We start from the raw sequence: 22654 nt of genomic DNA on the forward strand, positions 1-22654 counted from the left end.
TGCGAGCATCAGGCCATGACTCGGGGGCGTTGGTTCGCGGTGGTTGCTGTGGCTGTGCTGATCGCGGGCGCTGTTGCCGGCGGTGTGCGGTGGTGGGGTTCGGACGGGCAGGTCGAACGGCGGTTGCAGGGCGAGGTCGCGCAGATGCCTGGCGTACGCGACGTCGACGTCGACGAGAAGCGAGTCGTGCTGGCCGACGGGATCACGGTGGAGCAGGCGAAGAAGGTCCTCGGGCGCTTGAACGCTGGGCCGGCGCGCGGTCGGTGGGTGGCTCGCCTTGGCGTCGCCGAGGTCGAGGCGCTTCCCGGCAGCCGCGATACTGCGGCCGCGCTGGTCACGTACGGGGCACTGCGTGAAGCCGAGGTGGAGCGGATCGAGCTCCGGGACCGATCCTTGCAGCTGCAGGCGCGCGTGACGGTTGCCGATGCGAGCGCGCGGGTCGGGATCGCGCAGAAGTTGTTCGCTCTGGTCGCTGCCGATCAGAGCCTGGCCAGGAGGTCGTGGGAGATCCTCGTCCACGGCGGCGGCGCGGACTCGGCGGGCGGAGATGCGGTCTGGGTCCGGCGTTCTCCGTTGGACGATCCCGACAAGACAGCTACCAGGTTGGGCCGGCTGGCCGAGGCCCTCCGGATGCCGGTGACGCTGGAGGTGGGTCGAGACGGTCGGATCTCCGACCTTCGCACTTCGGTCGGCGACGAGCGAGAGGCGCCTGCGGTCTGGAGTGCCGTCGAGAGCATCCTCGAGAAGGGCGAGGTCGCTCGGATCGAGGTCGGTGAGGACACTGAAGCCGTCACGTACTCGGGTGCCAAAGGTCAGCGGATCGAGCCTGCTCTGGCGGCCGCCCGGAGTCTCCGTGGTGCCGGGGCGACGGCCGTGATCGAGGTCGACATGGGTCTCACCGAGATCACCGCCGAGACCGCGACACTGAGCGATGTCGGTGCCGTCGGAGCGGCGGCGGTCGAGATCGATCCCCAGCTCGAGCTCGCCGTGACCTGGCCGGAGCCGGTCGAGTGGTACGGCGACAGCGCAGGCCCAGCACATATCGTGGACCGGCCTTCCGAGGTGGCCCGGGTTGCGCCGAGGCTGGCAGAGATAGCGAAGCTCGGCTACGTCATCCTCTGGGGACCTGACTTGGTCGGGGTCGACAAGCGAAGGCCGTACGTCCTGGCCTATCCCAAGCCAGAAGGATCCTTCCGGCCTGACGAGCTGCGGAAGGTGATGACGCTGCTGCGTGGAGTCGGTTGGCAGGACACGAGGCTGGTCGGTCTCGTCTCGGCGCCGTACGACTGCGGCGGCGAGGATGAGACCGGCACGATCGTGGCGTGGATACGGTCGACCGCGACGGGTCGGGGCGTTGTGGAGAAGACAGACTTCTCCAGACATGGCGTCGCGTGCGCGGAGCAGATCGACGCGGCCAGGCCGGAGGCCGAGAAGACGGCGACCGAGGCTTGGAACTCGACCGTCTAGAACGAGGTCGAGGCGGGGTTCGTGCTCAGCACCCGCTGCGCCACGGCCGTGGTCGCCTCGACACCGAGGAAGCCCACGACCCGGGTGACCCGGTCGATGTCGAGCGGGAGCAGGCCGGGGGTGCCGGGGATGTCCGGGGTGAGGCGGAGGTCGAGGTCGTCGTGGCAGGTCATCATCCGCAGGTTGAAGTCGTAGCGCTCCCGCGCGCCGGGCGCGGACAGGGCGCGGACGACGCGCGAGCCGATGCGGCGTACGCCGGTGTCGACCGCCCACGCGTCGAGGACCTCGGTCACCTTCTGCCCGTCGTTGTCGGAGATGTCGGCCCAGACGCCGTCCATGGGGCCGAACTGGTCGAGGAGCGCGGCGGCGGTCTTCTCGCCGATGCCGCTCACCCCGGGCAGGTTGTCGCTGGCGTCACCGCGGAGCGCGGCGTACTCGAGGTAGCGAGTGGCGGGAACGCCGTACATCGAATAGAGCCGGGCGGGGTTGAGGAGGGGAGAGCCGTTGATACCGCCGTTGATCAGCCGTAGGACCTGGGTGTGCTCGCTGATCAGCGCGAACGCGTCGCGGTCGGAGGTGATGACGACGCAGTTCCAGCCGTTGCGGACCGCCCACGCCGCGGCGGAGGCGTTGACGTCGTCGGCCTCGAGGCCCGGGGGAGTGAGGGTCGCGAGTCCGAGGGCGTCGAGCATCGCGCCGGCGCGGCCGAGCTGCTCGACCAGCATCGGGTCCTTCTCAGCGCGCCCGGCCTTGTAGTCGGGATAGGCGTCGCGGCGTACGGACGCGGTGCGGTCGTCGAGACCGAAGAGCACCGCGTCCGGGGCGAAGGCGTCGATCGAGTCAAGGATCTGCCGCAGCATCCCGTGCAGCGCCCAGGCGGGCCGGCCGGCACGGTCGACCATGCGGGTGTGCGCCCGCGCGTGATGGTTGCGGTGGAGCAGGGACGGCGCGTCGACGACGAGCAGGAGGCGGCGGGGCGCGCTGCTCACTGGTTCCTTCCCAGCCTCCAGCCGCCTTCTGGCAGCTCGAGCGCCGATTCCGGCCCCCAGGATCCCTGCGGGTAGCTGTGCACGGCGGGCCGGTGCTCGAGGACCGGCTGGCAGATCTCCCACAGCCGCTCCACCTCGCGCGCGCTGGTGAACAGGGTGCGGTCGCCGTTCATGACGTCGAGCAGGAGCCGCTCGTACGCCTCCAGCGGTCCGGCGTCCGGTGCGTCGCAGGCGAGGTCGAGGCGGAACACCCCCTCGGTCAGCGCCATGCCGGGACCGGGGCGCTTGGCGCGTACCTCGATCTCGATATGCGCGTCGTCGCTGAGCTCGATCACCAGCTCGTTGGGCTGGGCCGAGCCAGGATCGGCCGGCTGCAGCCAGCGGTGCCGCGGGTCGGTGAACCGGATCGTGATCGTCCGCCGCCCGGCCGCGAGCGCTTTGCCGGTGCGCAGGTAGAACGGCACCCCGCGCCAGCGGTCGTTGTCGATCCACGCCTCGATCGCGACGTACGTCTCCACCTCGGAGTCGGCGGCGACGTCGGGCTCCTCGCGATAGCCGTCGTACTGCCCGAGGACCACGCGCTCGGGGTCCAGCGGCCGGACTGCCGCGAAGGCGGCGGCCTTCGCCGCGCGGATCGCGCCCTCGCGGAAGGCGTGCGGGTCCTCCATCGCCACGAACCCGAGCAGCTGGCACAGGTGGGTGGTGACCATGTCGCGCAGGCAGCCGGTTCCCTCGTAGAAGCTGCCGCGCCCCTTGACGGTGAGCTTCTCCGGTACGTCGATCTGCACCGACTCGATGCTGTGCCGGTTCCACGCGGGCTCGAAGAGGCCGTTGGCGAAACGCAGCGCCAGCAAGTTCTGCACGGCCTCCTTCCCGATGAAGTGGTCGATCCGGAAGATCTGCGGCTCGTCGAAGGCCTCGCTGAGCACGGCGTCGAGCTCGCGTGCCGAGGCGAGGTCGGTGCCGAACGGCTTCTCCGCGACCAGCCGGCTGCGCAGATTCAGCCCCTCACGGTCGAGCATCCCGACCATCGGCTCCACCGCCTGCGGCGGCACAGAGAGATAGAGAAGGCGCTGTACGTCGCCCACCGTCTGCCCGCTGTCCAGCGCGAGCCGGTCCTCGGCCTCGTGCACCGCCTCGGCCAGCGCGGCGCCGTCGTCGGCGGAGGAGGCGACGAAGCGGATCCGCTCCAGCAGCGGCCCCGCGACAGACTCGTCGACGTCGCCGACGAACTCCTTCAGCGCCTGGCGAACCTGGTCGCGGAACTCGTCGTCGGTGCCCGGCGAGCGCCGCCCGCTGCCGATGACCGCGAACTGGTCGGGGAGCCGTTTGGCGAGGGCGAGCCGATACAGCCCGGGGAACAGCTTGCGCGCGGCCAGGTCGCCGGTCGCGCCGAAGAGAACGAGTACGTGCGGGGCTGGTTTGGAGGACACGTGCTCAGTCTCCCACTCGGGGTCACACCGGCAGGTCAGCGCGCCGGACCCCTTGCACGGGGTCGACCTCGGATCCATGGTGGATACATCCACCAACACGAGAGGCACGCCATGTCTGCGCACACCTACCGCGTCACCGAGATCGTCGGAACCTCCGAGGTCGGACTCGAGGACGCCATCCGCAGCGGCCTCGGTCGCGCCACCCAGACCCTGCGTCACCTGGACTGGTTCGAGGTCACCCAGATCCGCGGCCACCTCGAAGAGGGCGAGATCCAGCACTTCCAGGTCGGGCTCAAGGTCGGCTTCCGGATGGAGGACGACTGAGCGCCCGCGATAGCTCCGCGTCCGACGTATCGTTGTTCGCCGTTGCCGTAGCATCGTGGATAGCGAGAGGAGTTGGTCACGGTGGCCATGCAAACCTCCACGGTGCGGCCGTATGCCGAGTCGGACTTCGACCAACTTGTCCAACTGCTGAGGCAGCGGGACCCGATTCCGGGCCAGCCGCGGGTGTCGGCTCAGATGGTCCAGGCAGCGCTTGAAGGCACCAGCCCCATCGACGGCGGTTGGTGGGCGGAGCTCAGAAGCCTTCGACACCTGGTTGTCCCTGGTGAGGAAGGGTTGGCCGGAGCGGTAGCAGTCGGCACATCGAAGGCGGACGGCGCTGGTTATCTGCTGTGGCTGGCGGCCGATGACCATGGCACCGTCGGTACGTTGGTGGATGCAGCCCTGAAGGCGTTACAGGGCACGAAAGCGCAGCGCGCGTTCTACTTCGCCACCGCGCTCGACGAGGGTATGGAGGGTCTGCCCGTCCACCTGCGAGCTGACGTCCACCAAGCACTTCTCTCCCGTGGTTTCGCCGACGAGGACATGTGGGTCTACATGCGCCGAGACCTCACGCCGTCGGACCCACTGCTCGCCGACGATGGTCTTGCCGCTGCGTTCACTGTCGCTGAGGGCGAAGATCCTCAGACGTGGAGGATCACCTCGGAGGCCGGGCCGGACGAGGGAGTTGTCGAGGTAGGACTGCTGCCTTCCGGCACAGGCATCGTTGAGTGGCTTCACGTCGACGACGCGCATCGCGGTCGCGGCCTGGGCAGAGCCGTTCTCAGCGTCGGACTGCGTCATCTTGTATCGCTGGGTGCTACCGAGGTGATCCTCTATGTTGATCACGATGCTCCCGGCACCGATCGGGATCGCACCGCCGCCTTGGCGCTGTACGACGCGGCGGGGTTCGAGGTCGTGGATCACCTGCACAGCTACGAGCGCACCGGCAGGTAGCCACGGTCGAGAGCACCGATCACCCAGTCTTCCAGCGCGCGTAACGTCATCACGGTCGCGGTGTCTCTTATCAGTGTGTGAGGCCGCACCAGCCCGAGATCGAGCAACGTCGGGGTGTCGTGGTCGGTGAAGAGCGAGCGGGCCAGGTCGGTGGAAAACCCTTCCTTGTGACGAGGAAGTGCTGTCGCGACACCAGGATCGAGGAGGAGCGCCACCGCCGCCTTGCGGCGGAGGTAGGGAGTTGGCAGCCTGGCGTCCCAACGTTCCTGTAGCGGCAAGCCGAGCGCGTGACTTATGAATGGTTGCTCGAGAAACGGAGACCGGATTGGTATCTCCGATCCGACGTGAAGCTGATCCTGAGGCCAGATCGCCAGATGTGCCTCAGTATGAGCCCATCCGTCCGCGAGCAGATCCGAAAGCAGTTCTTGCAGCGCGCGGTCGTACTCCGACGACCATTCGCGAACGAATGCTGCGAAGGCGGGTTCGAGGGCTGCATCCCCTTCTCCGACAGGATCGCCGATCAGAGCGCCATAGACGCGGGCCGCTTGCTCAGTCCGTCTGCTCAGCAGGAGCTCAGATGCCGAGGCGACCGCCGTAGCAACCAGGTCCGCGGGCCGGTGGTCTCCGAGGTAGCGCAACAAGCTGGACGCTGCGCCCGCGCGCGCAATGCGACGTCCCAAGAAGGCTGGTGTGGTGAGAAGTTCGTCCGCGCCGTCACCGCTCAGGATCAATGTCGCCCCGACCTCGGCAGCAGCGGTGACGGCTGCTGCGTTCCGTGCGGGAGCGGCCTCCAACCGAGGGCCCACCGCGCTCCAAGCGGGTGTAGCAATCTTGGACCTCGGCAGCACAACTATCTTGGCTCGCGCCTCATCCTGAAAGATGCTCCTGACGATCCTCGACGCCTGTTCCGACGCCCGCTCGCCAGAGTCAGCGATTGCCTCGGTGACGAGCGCCGTCACCTGGACGTCCGATGAAGCGACGCGAGCCAGCGACGACAGCACTGCTGCGCTGTCCATGCCGCCCGACACCCTCACCGCAACCGCGCCATGACCGGCAACCAGCTCTTCGACCGTGCGATCGAACACCGACCGGAGCCGAGAGCTCGTCGATTTCACGGGCGACGTTGTCTCTCGTTGCAGGGTCCAGCCCCTCCACGGCGAGGCGGGTCTGAACTCGCCGAACAGCGCTGGCGGCGACAGATAGAGCGCAAGATGGCTGAGGTCGAACCGACTGCCGGCCTGAATCCGAGGCACTACGTGCCGGCGGCCTACGGGATCGACATGCCACGTTGCTGTCCGCGGGCCGCGTCTTGGCCGAAGCACATCTTTGACGTGCTGACGAATGCCGCGGTTGACCTGTTCCTCGGTTCTTGTGAACGGTGGTCCCGTCACCGAGTGACGATGCCCTTGACCAAGAGCACCACGCTCTTGAACAGCCCGCCGACATGGACCTCTGGCCCGAGGCGGCTGCCGCCCTTACGGCCTCGTGCGTGCTGACCGTCGCCCGGCCTGGACTTCGCTGCCATGGCTTCACCTGCCTTCCGCCGAGGGCAGCGGATATCCACAGCCCGAGATTGTCATGACATGCGCCACCTGACGCGCGTCTGTGGTCAGGCAATTCCAACATGCCTTGGGGGAGTCAAGCCGTCAATGCTTTAACGAGGGGAGTTGCGTCGGGCCTGTTCTGCGCCCGTACCTCAAACCAAGTATCGCCGGAACCTGACTGCGTGAGTGTGTGTCGATCGACCCAAAGTGGATCGATGGATGCATCGCAGCAGACGGCGGATGAGGTTGCCGAGCGGCTCTTCGGGTCACTCCTCGGCACGGTGGAGATCGTCTCGGTATTCATCGGGGACCGGCTCGGTTGGTATCGGTCGCTGGCGGATGACGGGCCGGCGAGTGCGGCCGAGCTGGCGGAGCGTACGGGGACGCAGGTTCGGTACGCACGGGAGTGGCTCGAGCAGCAGGCGGTGAGTGGGCTGTTGGTGGTCGAGGCTGACGGCAGCCCCGATGAGCGGCGGTTCGCGATTCCGGCCAGTACGGCGGAGGTGATGACCGATGCGACGAGCCTGGCCTATCTGGTGCCCATCGCGCGGATGTTCGGGGCGGTGGGGCCGGTGCTGCCTCGGCTGATGGAGGCTTACCGGAAGGGTGGTGGGGTGAGCTGGGACGACCTCGGCGATGACGCTCGGCAGTCGCAGGCGGATGCCAATCGGCCGTGGTACGTGAAGCAGCTCGGGCCGGCGCTGGCCGGTGTTCCCGTCGTCCACGACGCTCTCTCCGCGCCGGGGTGCCGGATTCTCGACGTGGGCTGCGGTGGGGGATGGTCAAGCATCGCCTTGGCTCGTGCCTACCCCGAGGCCACCGTGCTCGGCATCGACATCGACCAGCCTTCGGTCGACATGGCGGTGGCGAACGTGCGGGAGGCAGGGGTCGAGGATCGGGTGCGGTTCCTGTGCCAGGACGCAGCGACGGTTCAGGAGGGGACGGTGGATATGGCGTTCGCGTTCGAGTGCGTGCACGACATGCCGCGGCCGGTCGACGTTCTCAGTGCAGTCAGGAAGACGCTGGCGCCTGGGGGATCCATGGTGGTGATGGACGAGGCCGTGGCGGACAGCTTCGCTCCGGACGGTGATGAGCTGGAGCAGATCATGTACGGGTTCAGTCTGCTGGTGTGTCTGCCGGACGGGCTCTCGTCGCCGCCGAGCGTCGGGACCGGGACGGTGATGCGGCCGTCGACCCTGAAGGGGTACGGCGAGGCGGCGGGCTTCGGCGGGTTCGAGGTTCTGCCGATCGAGGAGTTCGGGTTCTGGCGCTTCTACCGGCTCTCCTGACCAAAATCGTCGGAGCAGCCTTGTCGCCGCGACGTACCGTGGATCTCCGTCCGGCAGCTTGCCCGAGGCGGCGCCATGAAGTTCACGTCATCCGGGGCCGTCCTCGCGGTCCTCGGGACACTCGCGGCCGGCGGGTGCGGCGCACAGCCCCGTGCTGCGACCGGCACGCCATCAGCGGCGCCGTCGACGACCGCAGCCCCGACCGCGACGGCATCCCCGACCTCCACTACGTCACCTATGCCCACCGAGACGGCGCCGTTGTCCTCCGACGGAAGGCCGTTGCGTGGCGAGCTGTCCATCCCGAAGATCGGCGTCAACGACCTGGAGGTCGTTCCGTACCGGGGCTGGACCGACGACGCTCCCGGGACAGAGATCCAGAACGGCGGCGTCGCGGCCAGCCCGTTCGGGTCTCGCGGCGGCACCGGGCCGGGTGGGATCGGCAACTACCAGGTGACCGCGCACCGGCTCTCGTCCACGCAGGCGTTCCTCAGGCTGCCCGAGCTGAGGCGAGGCGACCGGGTCTCCGTGCGCACCGAGGAGGCGACGTACGTCTATCGCATCACCGCCACCCGGGAGACGTCGTTCCGGTCGGAGGCGTCGCTGCGGGCGCAGCGGGCGCCGGTTCCCGGCAGGCCCGGTGAGGAGCCCACCCGCGCGATGATCACGCTGTCGACCTGCGCCACGCCCGAGGACCACGCCGCCGGCAACTACTGGTCCGACGAGTTCGACAACCCCGAGCACCGCATCGACAAGATCGGCGTTCTCGTCGCCATCCGGTGACGGTCAGCGACGCGCGGCGAGCGGGGCCGCCTGGTGGAACCCCTCCCAGAGTCGACCACCGGCCAGGGCGAGGCAGTCCTCGGCGGTCTCCCGGAGCAGGACCGTGTCGCCGGCGAGGGCGGCGGCCAGACCGGCGTCGAGACGGGGTGCCCAGGTCGTCCCGGCCGCGGCGTCGAGGGCGATGAGCTCGCGCATCAGCCACTTGCCGCCACCGCACCAGCAGCCGTTGACGTCGAGGACCAGCTCGGCCGTACGCCGCCAGGTCTCGACCGCGATCGCGGTGCCCTCCGGCCCCGTACCGGCGCCTTGCAGGTCGTCGACGAGATCGCTCAGCGCGTACCTCGCGCCCGCCAGGGCCGAAGCCGGGAGCGGAGCGGGGCCGGCTTGGAGGACGTCCTCGCAGTAGCGGCGTACGGCCGCTCCGCCGTCGCCAGGAAGAAGAGGTACGCCTCGCGCGACGAGCCGCGCCATCGTGGGCTTGCGCTCGGCCAGGTTCTGGGCGACGAAGTGGCGGATGCTCGCGTCGGTGTGGACGAAGAGCTCGACCGGCCAGCCCAGATGACGCAGGGACTCGCGGTGGGCTGCCGCGGTCGGGTCGAGCACGGTGATGTCGAGGTCCGACATCGGCGTCGCTCCGCCCAGAACCACCGAACCTCCGAGCCAGGCCTGCTCCGCATCCGGGAAGCGGGCGAGGACCAGGTCCCGCGCAGCCACGACAGGATCCGGGCGGTTCGGCGAATTCATGGGGTAGAGCGTGCCGGTTCGACGGGCACGGAGTCATCCCGTTATCACCCCAGAATGTGACCCCAGACACAGCGAAGAACCGTTGATCTAGAGCATTCGCTCTATTTAGAGTCTCAGCATGTCCCGACAGCGGCTGCACACGCTCGATGACCTCCTCGACGTCGCCGAGCAGATCGTGACGAGCGGTGACCCCTCCGGGCTGACGCTGCGGTCGCTGGCGGCCGCGGCGGGGGCGTCGAACGGGACGATCTACCACGCGTTCGGCTCGAAGGACGTGCTGCTCGCCCGGCTGTGGCTGCGGTCCTGGTGCCGGCTGGGCGACCTGATGGCGGAGGCGATGGGGGAGCGAGCCGAGACCTCCGGCGAGGACGCCGTCGTGGCGGTGGCACTGACCCCCGTCGAGTTCGTACGCCGCTTCCCGGCCAGCGCTCGGCTGTTCTTCGCCCAGCGCCGCGACCAGCTCTTCTCCGCCGACCTTCCGCCCGAGATCGAGACCGAGCTGAGCTCCGTGCAGGAGAAGTTCGTCGAGGTGCTGATCACGCTGGCGCGCGGGGTGTGGGAACGCGGCGACCGGATCGCGGTCGAGGCGATCGCAGTGTGTGTCGTCGACCTGCCCGGCGGCATCCTGCGCCGCTGCCTCCTCGAGGACCGTGAGGCCGACGCGGCGACCGCCGCCCGCCTGGAGGCCGCCGTCCGCGCCATCCTCGCCGTCCCGCTCGAGCCACGGCCAGCCAAGGCTTCACCTACAGAACCGTCCACACCGAGGAGCAACCCGTGACCCGAGACCACTCGATCCTGGCCCAGCCGCTCGAGCTGCCGAACGGGTTCGTGATCCCGAACCGGCTCGCCAAGGCCGCTCTCAGCGAGGGCCTCGGGCGTCGCGACTTCACCCCGGGAAGCCGCATCAAGAACCTCTACCGGCGCTGGGCGAGCAGCGGTGTCGGGCTCTCGATCACTGGCAACGTGATGGTCGACCGCACCGCGATCGGCGAGCCGGGCAACGTCGTGGTCGAGGACGATCGCCACGCCGACGATCTCGCCGAGTGGGCGCAGATCGCCAAGGCAGGCGGCTCGAAGGTGTGGGTGCAGATCAACCACCCGGGCCGGCAGACGCCGCGCACCCTCACCGCCCATCCGGTGGCACCCTCGGCCGTCGCCGTGCCCGGCACGGGCGGGCTCTTCGCGGAGCCCCGCGCGCTGACCGCAGCAGAGATCGAGGACCTGATCCGCCGCTTCGCCAGGACCGCGAGGATCGTGACCGGAGCGGGCTTCGACGGCGTACAGATCCATGGCGCGCACGGTTATCTGATCAGCCAGTTCCTCTCGCCGCTGTCCAACCAGCGCACCGACGCCTGGGGTGGAACACCCGAGAAACGGCGCCGCTTCGTGCTCGAGGTGCTCCGCGCCATCCGCGCCGAGGTCGGGGCAGACATCCCGGTCGCGATCAAGCTCAACTCCGCCGACTTCCAGAAGGGCGGCTTCGGCGAGGAGGAGTCCCTGGAAGTCGTCCACGCGCTCGCCGAGGAGGGCCTGGACCTGCTCGAGATCTCCGGCGGCACCTACACCTCGGCGGCCATGCTCGGCGTGGACCCGTCGCTGAAGGCGAGCACCCGGCGGCGGGAGGCCTACTTCCTCGCGTACGCCGAGCGGGTCCGTGCCGAGCTCCCGACGCTGCCACTGATGCTCACCGGCGGGTTCCGTACGGCCGGCGGGATGGTCGACGCGGTCGAGTCCGGCGCGGTCGACCTGGTCGGCCTGGGACGGCCGCTCACCGTGCAGCCCGACTTCCCGGCCGAGCTGCTCGCCGGCCGCGCCGACGAGAGCGTCGTCAACCCGCGCCGCAGCGGGATCCGGATGCTCGACAGCCTCACCGAGCTGACCTACTACAGCGTCCAGATGTGGCGGATGGCCAAGGGCAAGGAGCCGGCACCCGACCGGCACGCCGCCCTCAACGTGACCCAGTACCTCCTCAACAACGGCCTCGAGAGCCTGCGCTCCCCGCGCGGCTGACCCCGGAAGGAACGACCATGACGACGACCCTGACCCAGACGGACGGCGTGTACGTCCTCGACATCGGCGACACCGAGAACCGGTTCAGCCCCGACTGGATGACGTCGGTGAACGACGCCGTCGACAAGGTCGTGGCCGCGCCGGCGCCGCTGGTCCTGACCGCGACCGGCAAGTTCTACTCCAACGGCCTCGACCTCGACTGGCTCGGCCAGAACGCCGACCAGTTCGAGCCGTACGTCGCCCGGGTCCAGGCACTCCTCGCCCGCCTCCTGGTCCTCCCGGTGCCGACGGCCACGGCGATCAACGGCCACGCCTTCGGCGCCGGCGCGATGCTCGCGATGACTCTCGACTGGCGGGTCATGCGCGAGGACCGCGGCTTCTTCTGCTTCCCCGAGGTCGACATCCAGATCCCGTTCACGCCCGGCATGGCCGCCCTGATCCAGGCCAAGCTCACCCCGCGGGCGGCGACCGACTCGATGACCACCGGCCGCCGGTTCCCCGGCCCCGACGCGCTCGCCGCCGGCATCGTCGACGGCACCGCACCCGAGACCGAGCTCCTCGAGCAGGCCATCGCCCGCGTCGCCCCGCTCGCCGGCAAGCCGGCCGAGACGCTCGGCACGATCAAGTCGACGATGTACGCCACCGCGGTCGCCGCTCTCACGACCGAGGGCGCCTGAGGGGCGGCCCCGCAATCCGCGTTACCTCGAACTTACGAGCTGACGCTCACTCCGTATTCCAGGGGTAACCAGCCCGAAACACCCGGGCCGAAGGCTTGATGCCATGACCAAGCCCCTTCGCGATGCGCACCGCCACATCGGCCGGCTGCCGGCGTACCCCTTCTACGGGGGTCCCGCGATCAACGCCGACGTGACCGCGCGCGACACCGTGAAGGAGCTGGTCGCCGACCTCGACGCCGACCGGATCGAGCGCGCGCTGGTGCTGCCGAACTACGGCGTGCCCGACCCCGACATCGCCTTCGACCTCAACCACCTGGCCATCGAGGCCGCCCAGAGCGACGACCGGATCCGGTGCGGCCTGTGGGTCTCGCCGAAGCCGACCGACTCCGCCCGCAACGACGCCGCCCTCGCCCTCGCCTGCGAGGACGGCGTGGCCGCGCTCAAGACCAGCTTCCTGCTCGGCGGCCACCCCGCCGACCCGGATTGCCTCGAGCAGCTCGACAAGGTCTTCGCCACCGCGCGCGAGCACGACCTGACCGTGCATGTGCACACCTCGCCCGGCGCCGCCTCCGACGTCGACCAGATCGGCACGCTCGTGGAGCGCTACGCCCGCGACGTACGCCTCCATCTCGTGCATCTCGGCGGCGGGATGAGCGGTCACATGAAGCTCATCGGCGGCCGGCTCTTCGACTGGATCGAGGCCGGGATGCAGGTCTACACCGACACCAGCTGGGCGATCGGCTTCGCGCCGACCTGGCTGGTCCAGGAGATCGAGCGCCGCGGCGTCGGGCACGACCGCATCCTCTTCGCCACCGACGCCCCGTGGGGCGATTTCGCCGGCGAGCATGCCCGCCTCTCCGCCGCGGCCGGCGACGGCGAGCTCGCCGACGCCTTCTTCCACCACAACTTCTCAGCCCTCTACGGCTGAGACCGGCGGCTCCACCGCCGGCCACTCGTCAAGGACGACGAGCCCGCTCCCATCCCGCACCGCTCATCCGACCTCTCTGGAGACCCTCGTGACCACTGACACCGCTGACATCGACGCCCAGATCGCCGAGAACATGGCCAAGTCGCTCGGCGAGATCCCGCACCCCTCGTCGCAGCCGGGCACCAACATCTACGGCTCGACGAAGATCTTCCCCGACTACCAGGCCGAGGAGGGGGAGACCTACTTCACCCTCGTCCACGGCATCCCGCACGAGTCCTCGGTCAGCTTCGTCGCCGTCCTGCAGGCCACGCGCGCGCTGCGCAAGGGCTTCGAGTCGGCCATCTACTTCTACGGCCCGGGCACGCTCGCCTGCATGGCCTCGCGTGGCTTCCCGACGATGGGTGACGCCGGCTTCCCCGGCGAGCTCAACACCAACGGCGCCATCGAGACGTTCATCAAGGAGGGCGGCACGGTCTTCTGCTGCCGCTTCGGGATGGGCCTCCACGGCCTGCGCGAGGAGGACCTGATCGAGGGCGTCGTGCCCTCGCACCCGCTCGACGTGCAGGACGCGCTGATCCACTACGCCCGCAAGGGCGCCATCATCAACTCGACCTACAACCTCTGAGGGACCGGCCATGACCTCGCCGATCTCGTCCAGCACCCGCGTCGACGTCGCCATCCAGGGGATCCGCCTGCTCGACGCCCCCGTCGCCCGCCGCTCGGGCGCCGGACCGAGCGACGACGGCCACGTCCTCCTGGACGGGGTCGGCGCGGCCATCCCGCTCAACCCCCGCAGCCCCTATTCCGTACGCGGCGGCAAGCTGCTCCTCGACGGCGCCGACACCGGTCTCGGGGTCGAGGCCGTCGCCCGGCCCCGCTTCTACGACCTGACCACCGCCGACGGCGTCGGCTACGACAAGATCGCGCGCCTGCACTCGGCCAACGTGCTCGCCACGACCGTCGTGCAGACCTGCGCCCGCTATGCGGAGGAGGAGCGGTGCCGGTTCTGCGCGATCGAGGAGTCGCTGCGCCAGGGTTCCACGGTCGCGGTCAAGCAGCCCGCCCAGCTCGCCGAGGTCGCCAAGGCGGCCGTCGAGCTCGACGGGGTCACCCAGATGGTGATGACCACGGGCACCTCCCGGGGACGTGACCGCGGGGCGACCCATCTGGCGCGCTGCGTACGCGCGGTGCACGAGGCGGTGCCCGACCTGCCCATCCAGGTGCAGTGCGAGCCGCCGGGTGACCTCGCCTCGATCCAGGAGCTCTACGACGCCGGCGCCCGCTCGATCGGCATCCACGTCGAGTCGCTCGACGACGCGGCCCGCCTGCGCTGGATGCCGGGCAAGGGCTCGGTGCCCATGAGTGAGTATCGCGCTGCGTGGGCGGAGGCGGTCCGCGTCTTCGGCTGGAACCAGGTCTCGACCTATATCTTGGTCGGCCTCGGCGAGGATCCCGACGAGCTGGTCGCGGGCTGCGAGGAGCTCATCGCGATGGGCGTCTACCCGTTCGTGGTGCCCTACCGCCCGCTGGACGGCACCCTCGCCAAGGACGTCGACGCCGTCCCCGCGCCACCGCACGCCGACGTCTACCGGGTCACCTCGCGCGTCGCCGCGCTCCTGCGCCGGGCCGGGATGGCCGGCGCCGACCAGGCCGCCGGCTGCGCGTCGTGCGGTGCCTGCTCGGCACTGGGAGCCTGCGGGGAGGAGTCGGCATGACCGAGTTGCTCGACGACGTCATCCTGGCCGGTGGGGTGCGCCGGGCGCCGAGCCTGGAGGGCTACCGCGTGGTCCGCGCCGAGACCGCGGCCGATCTGGAGGCCTACCTCCGCCTGCGTCGCGAGGTCTTCGTCACCGAGCAGGGCCTCTTCGCGGGCTCCGACCTCGACGACGTCGACGAGGACCCGCGCCGGATCGTGCTGCTCGCCCGGGCCGACGACGGCGAGGTCCTGGGCGGCGTACGCCTCCACCCGGCGCAGCCGGACGCACCTGACGTGGGTTGGTGGCGCGGGAGCCGGCTGGCGGTCAAGGCCGACGCCCGCCAGCTGCTCGGCGTCGGCGCGGCGCTGGTCCGGGCGGCCTGCGCGGCGGCCGAGCAGGCCGGTGCGCTCCGCTTCGACGCGACGGTCCAGGCCCGCAACGAGGGACTCTTCCGGCGGCTGGGCTGGGTCCCGCGCGAACGGATCCACCTGCACGACATGACCCATGTGGTCATGGAGTGGCCGATGGAGCGCATCCGGCAGCTGTCCGAGGCCACCAAGTCACCCCTCGGCGACCTGATCGGCGCGCTGGTCGGGCGCTCGACCCCCGGGTTCCGGGGCGACGACGGAGCTCCCGTGCCCGGCAGCGACCTGGTCGCCGCCTGCGACGCGATCCTGCCCTCGATGGTCGAACGCGACCCCGAGTGGGCCGGCTGGTGCGCGGTCCTCGTCAACGTCAACGACCTCTCCGCGATGGGCGCGGAGCCGGTCGGGCTGCTCGACGCCATCGGCGCCCGGGACGCCTCCTTCGCCCGCCGGATCGTGCGCGGGCTGGCCGAGGCGGCGCAGGCGTGGGGCGTACCCGTCCTCGGTGGGCACACCCAGCTCGGCGTCCCGGCCGCGCTCTCGGTCACCGCCCTCGGGCGCGCGGAACGCCCGGTTCCGGGCGGCGGGGGAGCACCCGGCCACCGGCTGCGCCTGAGCGCGGACCTCGGCGGAGGGTGGCGGCCCGGCTACCAGGGTCGGCAGTGGGACTCGTCCTCGCACCGCACCTCGGCCGAGCTGCGGGCGCTGTCCGGAGTCGTGCCCGCACTGGCCCCGACGGCCGCCAAGGACGTCAGCATGGCCGGCCTGGTCGGCACCGCCGGCATGCTGGCCGAGGCCAGCGGCTGTCGCGCGATCATCGACGTCGCCGCCGTCCCCACCCCGGAGGCAGCCGCGACCGCGGACTGGTTCACCTGCTTCCCGGGCTTCGCGATGCTCACGGCCGAGGAACCCGGCCGCGCCGCGACACCGGCCGGCCTGCCCGGCTTCGTCTCCTCCGCCGTCTGCGGCGAGCTCGTCGCGGGCACCGGCGTCGGCCTGCGCTGGCCGGACGGGACCGTCACCGACGCCATCGACCACACCGTCACCGGACTAGGACCTGCCACATGACCACCACCGACACCCACCGCGGCAGCGCCGTCGCGGCCGTCTGCGCCGGCTTCGGCCGCGACGTGGACGAGAACCTCGCCCAGATCGGCGCCCTCATCGACGACGCCCGCCAGGCAGGCGTCGGCCTGCTCGCCCTTCCCGAGGCCTGTCTCGGCGGATACCTCTCCGTCCTCGGCGCCGGGCGCGACGGCAACCACGACGAGGCGCCCGACGACCTCCCGCCCGTGATGGACATCGACGGGCCCGAGCTCGCGCGGGTCGCCGCGCTGGCCGGAGACATGACCGTGGTCGTCGGCCTGTGCGAGTCCGACGGCGCCGACCGGTACAACACGGCCGCCGTCGTCACCGGCGACGGCGTGCTGGGTGCCCACCGCAAGGTGCACCAGCCGCTGGGGGAGAACCTCTACTACGCGGCCGGCGACGGGTTCGGCTGCGTGGACACGCCGGCGGGCCGGATCGGCACCCTGATCTGCTACGACAAGGCGTTCCCCGAGGGAGCCCGGGCGCTCGCCGTCGACGGCGCCGAGATCATCGCCTGCATCTCGGCCTGGCCGGCGTCCCGCACCGCCACCAGCGCCTCGATCGAGGACGACCGCTGGACGAAGCGGTTCAACCTCTTCGACGCCGCCAGGGCGCTCGAGAACCAGGTCGTCTGGCTCGCCTCCAACCAGCACGGGACCTTCGGCAAGCTCCGCTTCGTCGCCAACGCGAAGGTGGTCGGTCCGGGCGGCGACGTCCTGGCGACCACCGGCGTCGACGCCGGCATGGCCGTGGCCGAGCTGGACGTGCCCAGCGCCCTGGCAACCGCGCGCCGGGCGATGTTCCACCTGCGGGACCGCCGGCCCGAGGCGTACCCGTCCGCGCTGGCGACCGCCGAGCCGTTCAGCCCGGTGGGTGACGGGCATGCCTGAGATGACCTTCACCGTGCGCTGGCCCGACGGACGGGTCGAGGACTGCTACTCACCCTCGCTGGTGATGCACGACCACCTCGCGGTCGGAGGGACGTACGCCGTCGACGACTTCCTCGACCGCAGCCTCACGGCCCTGGCGACCGCCTCCGAGCGGGTCCGCGCGAAGTTCGGCTTCGCCTGCACCAGCGCGATGGCGACGGCCGATCAGCTGCGCGCCTCGGCCGCTGCGTACGAGTTCGGCCAGTACGTCACCGTCCTCGCGATGCACCCGCCCCTGCCCGCCACCTCGACACCCCGGGAGCTCCGATGACCACCCACCGCACCACCGTCGCGATCGTCGGCGGCGGGCAGGCAGGCCTGGCCGCCAGCTGGTTCCTCGTCCGCGACGGCGTGGACCACGTCGTCCTCGAGGCGGGCACCGCCGGCCACGAGTGGGCCGACACCCGCTGGGACAACTTCACCCTGGTGACGCCCAACTGGCACTGCCGCCTGCCCGGCTACGAGTACGCCGGGCCCGACCCTGACGGCTTCATGACCCGCGACGAGGTGGCGAGGTGGCTCGCCGGCTACGCGCCGAGCTTCGGCCCGCCGCTGCGCGAGCACACCCGGGTGACCTCCCTGACCCAGCGCGCCGACGGCGGGTTCCTGGTCGAGGCCGAGGGACCCGAGGGCGCCGAGGCCTGGGAGGTCGAGCACGTCGTGGTCGCGACCGGCGGCTACCACGTACCGGTCGTGCCGGCCTGGGCGCCCGCGCTCGACCCCGCCGTCGACCAGCTGCACTCGGCCGACTACAAGAGCGCCTCACGGCTTCGCCCCGGCGGCGTCCTGGTGGTCGGCTCGGGGCAGTCCGGCGCGCAGATCGCCGAAGACCTGCACCTGGAGGGACGCCAGGTGCACCTCGCGATCGGCGACGCGCCCCGGGTCGCCCGGTTCCACCGCGGGCGTGACTGCATGACCTGGCTCGCCGAGATGGGGCTCTACGACACCCCGGTCGCCAGCTACCCGGGCGGGCCGGCCGCTCGCGAGAAGACCAACCACTACGTCACCGGCCGCGACGGCGGCAGGGACATCGACCTGCGCCAGTTCGCCACCGAGGGCATGCGGCTCTACGGGCGGCTCGAGTCCGGGGCGGGCACCGATCTCGCGATCGCGCCGACGCTGCGCGGCGCCCTCGACTCCGCCGACGACGTCTACCGCTCGATCTGCCGCGACATCGACGCCTACATCGAGACGCAGGGTCTCGACGTCGCGCCGGCCGAGGCGTACCGGCCGGTCTGGGAGCCGGAGGCCGAACCGACCCGTCTCGACCTCGCCGAGGCGGGCATCACGACGGTGATCTGGGCGATCGGCTACCGGCCCGACTACCGCTGGGTCCGAGCCGGTGTCTTCGACGGGAGCGGGCGGCCGACCCACACCCGGGGCGTGACCGGCGTCGCCGGGCTCTACTTCCTCGGTCTGCCCTGGCTGCACACCTGGGGCTCCGGCCGCTTCCTCGGCGTCGCCGCGGATGCGGAATACGTCACCGGTGAGATCACCGGTCGAACGGGCCGGACCGGTCCGGCCACCGAGCCCGCCGCCGACCTGGCGCGGCGGCGGTCCCCGGCGCCGTTGGACGCCTCGGCGGTGGCCTGAGGGAGATCCCGGGCCGGAACGATGACGACGGATAGGTTGAGAACCATGTCGAACGTGCGTATCGGGGCGGTTGCGGCCCACTTCGGGCGCGACCTGACCCGCGCGGTCGCCAAGCTCGAAGGGATCGTCGAGGACGCCCGCCGCAACGGGGTCGGCCTGCTGGTCCTCCCGGACGCGACCCTCGGCGGCTACCTCTCCGACCTGCGTCATCCCGACCCGCTCGCGCTCCCGCCCGCACTCACCGAGGACTCCTTCGAGCTGGCCCGGGTGATCGCGATGGCCGGCGAGATGGTCGTCTGCCTCGGCTACGCCGAGGAGGTCGTCGCCGACGGTCAGGCGCGGCTCTACAACTCCGCCGTCTGCCTCAGCGGCGACGGGATCCTCGGACGCCACCGCAAGGTGCACCAGCCCGCCGGCGAGTCGCTGGTGTACGCGGCGGGGGAGAGCTTCGCGGCCTTCGACACCCCGGTCGGGCGGCTCGGGATGCTCATCGACTACGACAAGACCTTCCCGGAGGCGGCCCGCACCCTCGCGCTCGACGGCGCCTCGGTGATCGCGTGCCTCTCGGCCTGGCCGGCGTCGGTCACCGACCGCGCCTCGCGGCTCCCGCAGGACCGCCAGTCCCGGCTCTTCGACCTCTACGACCAGGCCCGAGCGGCCGAGAACCAGGTGGTCTGGGTCTCCTCCAACCAGACCGGGGTGATGGGCGGGCTGCGGTTCCTCGGACAGGCCAAGGTCGTCGGTCCCGGTGGCGAGATCCTCGCCCGCACCACCTCCAAGGGCGGCCTCGCCGTCGCGGAGATCGACGTCGAGGCGGAGATCGCCCGGTCCCGCCGGGTCCTCCACCACCTCAAGGAGCTGACCCCGACGGCCTACCAGCTCCCGGGATCCCCGCAGTGAGGATCGCGCTGCTCACCTACTCCACCCGGCCGCGCGGCGGCGTCGTGCACACGCTGGCGCTCGCCGAGGCGCTGGCCGCGCTCGGCGAGGACGTCCACGTGTGGACCCTCGGCCGCCACGGCGACACGGAGTTCTTCCGCCCGGTCGATCTGGCCGTCACCGTCCACGCCGTCCCGTTCGAGGCACGTGAGGAGGAGTCGGTGGGGGAGCGGATCGTGCGCTCCATCGCCGTGCTGCGGACCGCGTTCGAGCAGGAGCGGGACGGCTACGACATCGTGCACGCCCAGGACTGCATCAGCGCCAACGCCGCGCTTCCGTGCGTCCGCACGATCCACCATCTCGACCACTTCACCACCCCGCAGCTCGCCGCCTGCCACGAGAAGGCCGTCGTCGAGCCGTACGCCCGGATCTGCGTGTCCCGGTCGGTGGCCGACGAGGTCGCCGCGGGATGGGGGTTCACCCCGGAGGTCATCCCCAACGGCGTCGACGCGGCCCGGTTCGCGGCCGGAGCCGCCGACCACGCCGGGCGTGCGGTGTGGCGGGACCGCCTCGGCGGCTACGTCCTCGCGCTCGGCGGGATCGAGCCGCGCAAGGGGTCGCTCGATCTGCTCGAGGCGTACGCCGCGCTGCGCGCCTCCGACCCCCGCCACCAGGACCTCACACTGGTCTTCGGTGGCGGTGAGACCCTCTTCGACTACCGCGACTACCGGGCCGCGTTCGACGCCCGGGCCCGTGAGCTGGGGGTGCCGGTCGTCGTCACCGGGGTGGTCGCCGAGGACGAGCTGCCTGCCCTGGTGGCCGAGGCCCGCGCACTGGCGATGGTCTCGACCAAGGAGGGCTTCGGGCTCGCCGCCCTGGAGGCGCTCGCCGCCGGCGTACCCGTCGTGGCCCGCGACCTGCCGGTGCTCCGGGAGGTCTTCGCCGAGACCGTCGCCTATGCCACCTCGCCGGCGGAGATCGCCGTCGCGCTGGGCAAGGTGCTGGACACGCCGCCCGAGCCGGCGGCGGGGCGCGAGCTCGCCGCCGGCTACACCTGGGAGCGCGCCGCGCGGGCCCACCAGATCTTCTACGGGCACACTCTCCGCACCATGTCAGGCGGGTGAGGTCGGCCCGGCTTGGTCCAGCCCCCGGCGCTGGTGCATGCGACCCTCCGCGTCGAGCTCGACGACCGTGTCGATGCTGATCCGCTCCAGGAACCCGAAGTCGTGGCTGACCACGAGCAACGCGCCGCGGTAGGCGTCGAGTGCCTCGGCGAGCTGCTCGACGCTGGTGATGTCGAGGTTGTTCGTCGGCTCGTCGAGGATCAGCAGCTGGGCGGGCGGGTCGGCCAGGAGCAGGCGGGCGAGGGAGACGCGGAAGCGCTCGCCGCCCGAGAGTGTACGCACCGGGCGGTCCACGCTGTCACCGCGCAGGAGCAGGCGGGCGAGCTGGTTGCGGATGGTGCCCGAAGGCGTCTCCGGTGCGACGGCGCGGACGTTCTCCATCGCGCTGGCCTCCTCGTCGAGACCGTCGAGGCGCTGGGGGAGGAGGCCCACCTGGTCGGTGAGGAGACGACCGTGCGGCCGTCCGGCCACCGGATCGGATCCCTGCACGAGATGAGTGAGCAGGGTCGACTTGCCGGAGCCGTTCGCGCCGACCAGTGCCACCCGCTCCGGCCCCTGGACCACGACCGTCCGGCCCTCGTCCTCGAGCTCCGCGATCCGCCGGCCGCGGGGCACACCGGGGTCGGGGAGGGTGAGGTGGATGTGCTCCTCGCTGCGTACGCGCGCACCGGCTGCCTCCACGGCGGCCTGAGCGGCCTTGACCTTGTCGTCCAGCGTCGAGCGTAGAGAGCCTGCGGACGCCTGGGCCTTGCTGGCCCGGTTGCCGGCGAGGATCTTCGGGATCCCGCCGTCCTTCTGGGTCTTCTTCGCGGTCCGCTCACGGCGGGCGAGCTTCGTCTCCGCCTCGATCCGCTGCCGCTTCTCGACCTTGAGCGCCTGCTGCGCTGACCGAGCGGTCTGGAGAGCGGCCGCCTGCTCCTGCTCCTGGTGCTCCTTCCACGCGCTGTAGGGTCCGCCGAACGTGCTCAGCGTCCCGGCGTACAGCTCGGTCGTGCTGTCCATGTGCTCGAGCAGCTCGAGGTCGTGGCTGACGACCACGAGCGTCCCCGGCCACTGGTCGACGAACTCGGCGAGCCTGGCGCGGGTGGCCCGGTCCAGGTTGTTCGTGGGCTCGTCGAGCAGCGTGATCGGGGTGCGACGGATCCGCAGGCCGGTGATCGCGATCAGCATGCCCTCCCCGCCGGAGATCTCGGCGACGCGGCGGTCGAGATCAGTGGCGGAGAAGCCGATCTGGTCCAGGGCCTCGTCGGCGCGGGACTCGATGTCCCAGTCGTCGCCGATCGTGTCGAAGTGGCGCTGATCGACCTCGCCGGACTCGATGGCCCGGATCGCGGCCAGGGTGGCGTCGATGCCGAGCAGCTCGGCGATCGTGGTCTCCCGCCGGAGGGTGAGCGTCTGCGGCAGGTAGCCGACCTCGCCGCCGGTGTCGATCTGCCCCGAGGTCGGCGACAGCTCGCCGGCGATGAGGCGGAGCAGGGTGGACTTGCCGGCGCCGTTGCGACCGATCAGGCCGGTCCGGTCGGTGCCGAAGGTGCCGTTGACGTGGTCGAGCGCGACGGTGCCGTCGGGCCACTCGAACGTGAGGTCGCGCAGGGTGATGGCTGATGGGGTGGACATTCGCGGTGGGTTCTCTTTCTCATCCGTCGAGCGCCACGAGGGCGCGACGGGAATCGGTGACAAGTCGATGGCGAATGCACCGCGAGGTCGACCGAGGGGTCGTGATCGCGCGTCCGCGGAGGCGGACGTGCCGGCATGCCGACGCGAGCGCGTCAGGCGAGAGCCACCGGCAGTGCGGTGGCTAGAACTTGTCCACCTCGATCAGTCCCACGGCGCCAACGC

The 22654-nt window shown here is 70.8% G+C and carries 23 protein-coding genes; 17 read left to right on the top strand and 6 right to left on the bottom strand.

Translation table 11 applies throughout. From position 1 onward, the window contains the following. Nucleotides 1-15 precede the first annotated feature (15 nt). Entirely contained in the window at nucleotides 16-1467 is a 1452-nt protein-coding gene (locus ACWZJV_RS26435; RefSeq protein ID WP_457179460.1) for a hypothetical protein, read from the top strand. On the opposite strand, the gene ACWZJV_RS26440 is transcribed toward ACWZJV_RS26435, so the two are convergent. Both ACWZJV_RS26440 and zwf read right to left on the bottom strand, forming a co-directional pair. Continuing rightward, nucleotides 1464-2456, bottom strand: coding sequence for a 5'-3' exonuclease (locus ACWZJV_RS26440; protein WP_457179461.1), 993 nt, complete (start codon nucleotides 2454-2456; stop codon nucleotides 1464-1466). The genes ACWZJV_RS26435 and ACWZJV_RS26440 overlap by 4 nt on opposite strands. Beyond that, nucleotides 2453-3889 carry a glucose-6-phosphate dehydrogenase gene (gene zwf / locus ACWZJV_RS26445; protein ID WP_457179462.1) on the bottom strand — a complete coding sequence of 479 codons (1437 nt, stop codon included), beginning with the start codon at nucleotides 3887-3889 and terminating at the stop codon, nucleotides 2453-2455. The genes ACWZJV_RS26440 and zwf overlap by 4 nt, the downstream gene beginning before the upstream one ends. A gap of 111 nt (nucleotides 3890-4000) precedes the next feature. Here zwf and ACWZJV_RS26450 point away from each other — a divergent pair, with 111 nt between their 5' ends. Both ACWZJV_RS26450 and ACWZJV_RS26455 read left to right on the top strand, forming a co-directional pair. Further along, the gene (locus ACWZJV_RS26450; RefSeq protein ID WP_008361354.1) at nucleotides 4001-4213 is read left to right on the top strand and encodes a dodecin; all 213 of its coding nucleotides are present in this window, start codon (nucleotides 4001-4003) and stop codon (nucleotides 4211-4213) included. An 87-nt stretch (nucleotides 4214-4300) separates the two neighbouring features. Beyond that, nucleotides 4301-5167, top strand: a complete 867-nt coding sequence (locus ACWZJV_RS26455; RefSeq protein WP_457181991.1) for a GNAT family N-acetyltransferase — start codon at nucleotides 4301-4303, stop codon at nucleotides 5165-5167. Here ACWZJV_RS26455 and ACWZJV_RS26460 read toward each other — a convergent pair. Then, complete coding sequence (locus ACWZJV_RS26460) at nucleotides 5146-6252, bottom strand: asparagine synthase-related protein (protein ID WP_457179463.1); 1107 nt, start codon at nucleotides 6250-6252, stop codon at nucleotides 5146-5148. The genes ACWZJV_RS26455 and ACWZJV_RS26460 overlap by 22 nt on opposite strands. A gap of 302 nt (nucleotides 6253-6554) precedes the next feature. Then, nucleotides 6555-6692, bottom strand: a complete 138-nt coding sequence (locus ACWZJV_RS26465) for a lariocidin/triculamin family lasso peptide core domain (protein WP_457179464.1) — start codon at nucleotides 6690-6692, stop codon at nucleotides 6555-6557. A gap of 234 nt (nucleotides 6693-6926) precedes the next feature. Here ACWZJV_RS26465 and ACWZJV_RS26470 point away from each other — a divergent pair, with 234 nt between their 5' ends. Both ACWZJV_RS26470 and ACWZJV_RS26475 read left to right on the top strand, forming a co-directional pair. After that, nucleotides 6927-8000, top strand: a complete 1074-nt coding sequence (locus ACWZJV_RS26470) for a class I SAM-dependent methyltransferase (protein ID WP_457179465.1) — start codon at nucleotides 6927-6929, stop codon at nucleotides 7998-8000. A gap of 237 nt (nucleotides 8001-8237) precedes the next feature. Next, on the top strand, nucleotides 8238-8780 hold the full coding sequence (locus tag ACWZJV_RS26475; RefSeq protein ID WP_457179466.1) for a class E sortase: 543 nt from the start codon (nucleotides 8238-8240) through the stop codon (nucleotides 8778-8780). Nucleotides 8781-8783: 3 nt separating this feature from the next. Here the strand turns inward: ACWZJV_RS26475 and ACWZJV_RS26480 are convergent, their stop codons facing one another. Then, nucleotides 8784-9524, bottom strand: a complete 741-nt coding sequence (locus ACWZJV_RS26480) for a nucleotidyltransferase domain-containing protein (RefSeq protein ID WP_457179467.1) — start codon at nucleotides 9522-9524, stop codon at nucleotides 8784-8786. A gap of 118 nt (nucleotides 9525-9642) precedes the next feature. Between ACWZJV_RS26480 and ACWZJV_RS26485 the strand changes: the two genes are divergently transcribed. The 12 genes from ACWZJV_RS26485 (at nucleotide 9643) to ACWZJV_RS26540 (ending at nucleotide 20815) form a co-directional block, all read left to right on the top strand. Continuing rightward, nucleotides 9643-10302: a TetR/AcrR family transcriptional regulator gene (locus ACWZJV_RS26485; RefSeq protein ID WP_457179468.1), complete on the top strand. Its 660-nt coding sequence runs from the start codon at nucleotides 9643-9645 to the stop codon at nucleotides 10300-10302. Then, nucleotides 10299-11534: an NADH:flavin oxidoreductase/NADH oxidase family protein gene (locus tag ACWZJV_RS26490; RefSeq protein ID WP_457179469.1), complete on the top strand. Its 1236-nt coding sequence runs from the start codon at nucleotides 10299-10301 to the stop codon at nucleotides 11532-11534. Before ACWZJV_RS26485 ends, ACWZJV_RS26490 begins: the two co-directional genes overlap by 4 nt. Nucleotides 11535-11551: 17 nt before the next feature. Beyond that, a complete protein-coding gene (locus ACWZJV_RS26495; RefSeq protein ID WP_457179470.1) occupies nucleotides 11552-12211 on the top strand; it encodes an enoyl-CoA hydratase-related protein in 660 nt (219 codons plus the stop codon). Between the two features lie 103 nt (nucleotides 12212-12314). Beyond that, the gene (locus tag ACWZJV_RS26500) at nucleotides 12315-13139 is read left to right on the top strand and encodes an amidohydrolase family protein (RefSeq protein ID WP_457179471.1); all 825 of its coding nucleotides are present in this window, start codon (nucleotides 12315-12317) and stop codon (nucleotides 13137-13139) included. A gap of 88 nt (nucleotides 13140-13227) precedes the next feature. After that, nucleotides 13228-13764: an MSMEG_0572/Sll0783 family nitrogen starvation response protein gene (locus tag ACWZJV_RS26505; protein ID WP_008361338.1), complete on the top strand. Its 537-nt coding sequence runs from the start codon at nucleotides 13228-13230 to the stop codon at nucleotides 13762-13764. Between the two features lie 10 nt (nucleotides 13765-13774). Further along, nucleotides 13775-14854, top strand: coding sequence for an MSMEG_0568 family radical SAM protein (locus ACWZJV_RS26510; protein ID WP_196874375.1), 1080 nt, complete (start codon nucleotides 13775-13777; stop codon nucleotides 14852-14854). Then, on the top strand, nucleotides 14851-16269 hold the full coding sequence (locus ACWZJV_RS26515; protein WP_457179472.1) for an MSMEG_0567/sll0787 family protein: 1419 nt from the start codon (nucleotides 14851-14853) through the stop codon (nucleotides 16267-16269). Before ACWZJV_RS26510 ends, ACWZJV_RS26515 begins: the two co-directional genes overlap by 4 nt. After that, complete coding sequence (locus tag ACWZJV_RS26520; RefSeq protein WP_457179473.1) at nucleotides 16266-17180, top strand: carbon-nitrogen hydrolase family protein; 915 nt, start codon at nucleotides 16266-16268, stop codon at nucleotides 17178-17180. The genes ACWZJV_RS26515 and ACWZJV_RS26520 overlap by 4 nt, the downstream gene beginning before the upstream one ends. After that, the gene (locus tag ACWZJV_RS26525) at nucleotides 17173-17490 is read left to right on the top strand and encodes an MSMEG_0570 family nitrogen starvation response protein (RefSeq protein WP_457179474.1); all 318 of its coding nucleotides are present in this window, start codon (nucleotides 17173-17175) and stop codon (nucleotides 17488-17490) included. The genes ACWZJV_RS26520 and ACWZJV_RS26525 overlap by 8 nt, the downstream gene beginning before the upstream one ends. Continuing rightward, nucleotides 17487-18812: an MSMEG_0569 family flavin-dependent oxidoreductase gene (locus ACWZJV_RS26530; RefSeq protein ID WP_457179475.1), complete on the top strand. Its 1326-nt coding sequence runs from the start codon at nucleotides 17487-17489 to the stop codon at nucleotides 18810-18812. The genes ACWZJV_RS26525 and ACWZJV_RS26530 overlap by 4 nt, the downstream gene beginning before the upstream one ends. Nucleotides 18813-18857: 45 nt before the next feature. Next, complete coding sequence (locus ACWZJV_RS26535) at nucleotides 18858-19712, top strand: carbon-nitrogen hydrolase family protein (RefSeq protein WP_008361334.1); 855 nt, start codon at nucleotides 18858-18860, stop codon at nucleotides 19710-19712. Beyond that, a complete protein-coding gene (locus ACWZJV_RS26540; protein WP_457179476.1) occupies nucleotides 19709-20815 on the top strand; it encodes an MSMEG_0565 family glycosyltransferase in 1107 nt (368 codons plus the stop codon). Before ACWZJV_RS26535 ends, ACWZJV_RS26540 begins: the two co-directional genes overlap by 4 nt. On the opposite strand, the gene ACWZJV_RS26545 is transcribed toward ACWZJV_RS26540, so the two are convergent. Next, nucleotides 20804-22432: an ABC-F family ATP-binding cassette domain-containing protein gene (locus ACWZJV_RS26545; protein WP_457179477.1), complete on the bottom strand. Its 1629-nt coding sequence runs from the start codon at nucleotides 22430-22432 to the stop codon at nucleotides 20804-20806. The genes ACWZJV_RS26540 and ACWZJV_RS26545 overlap by 12 nt on opposite strands. Nucleotides 22433-22654 lie beyond the last annotated feature (222 nt).

The organism is Nocardioides sp. WG-D5 (assembly GCF_054031175.1).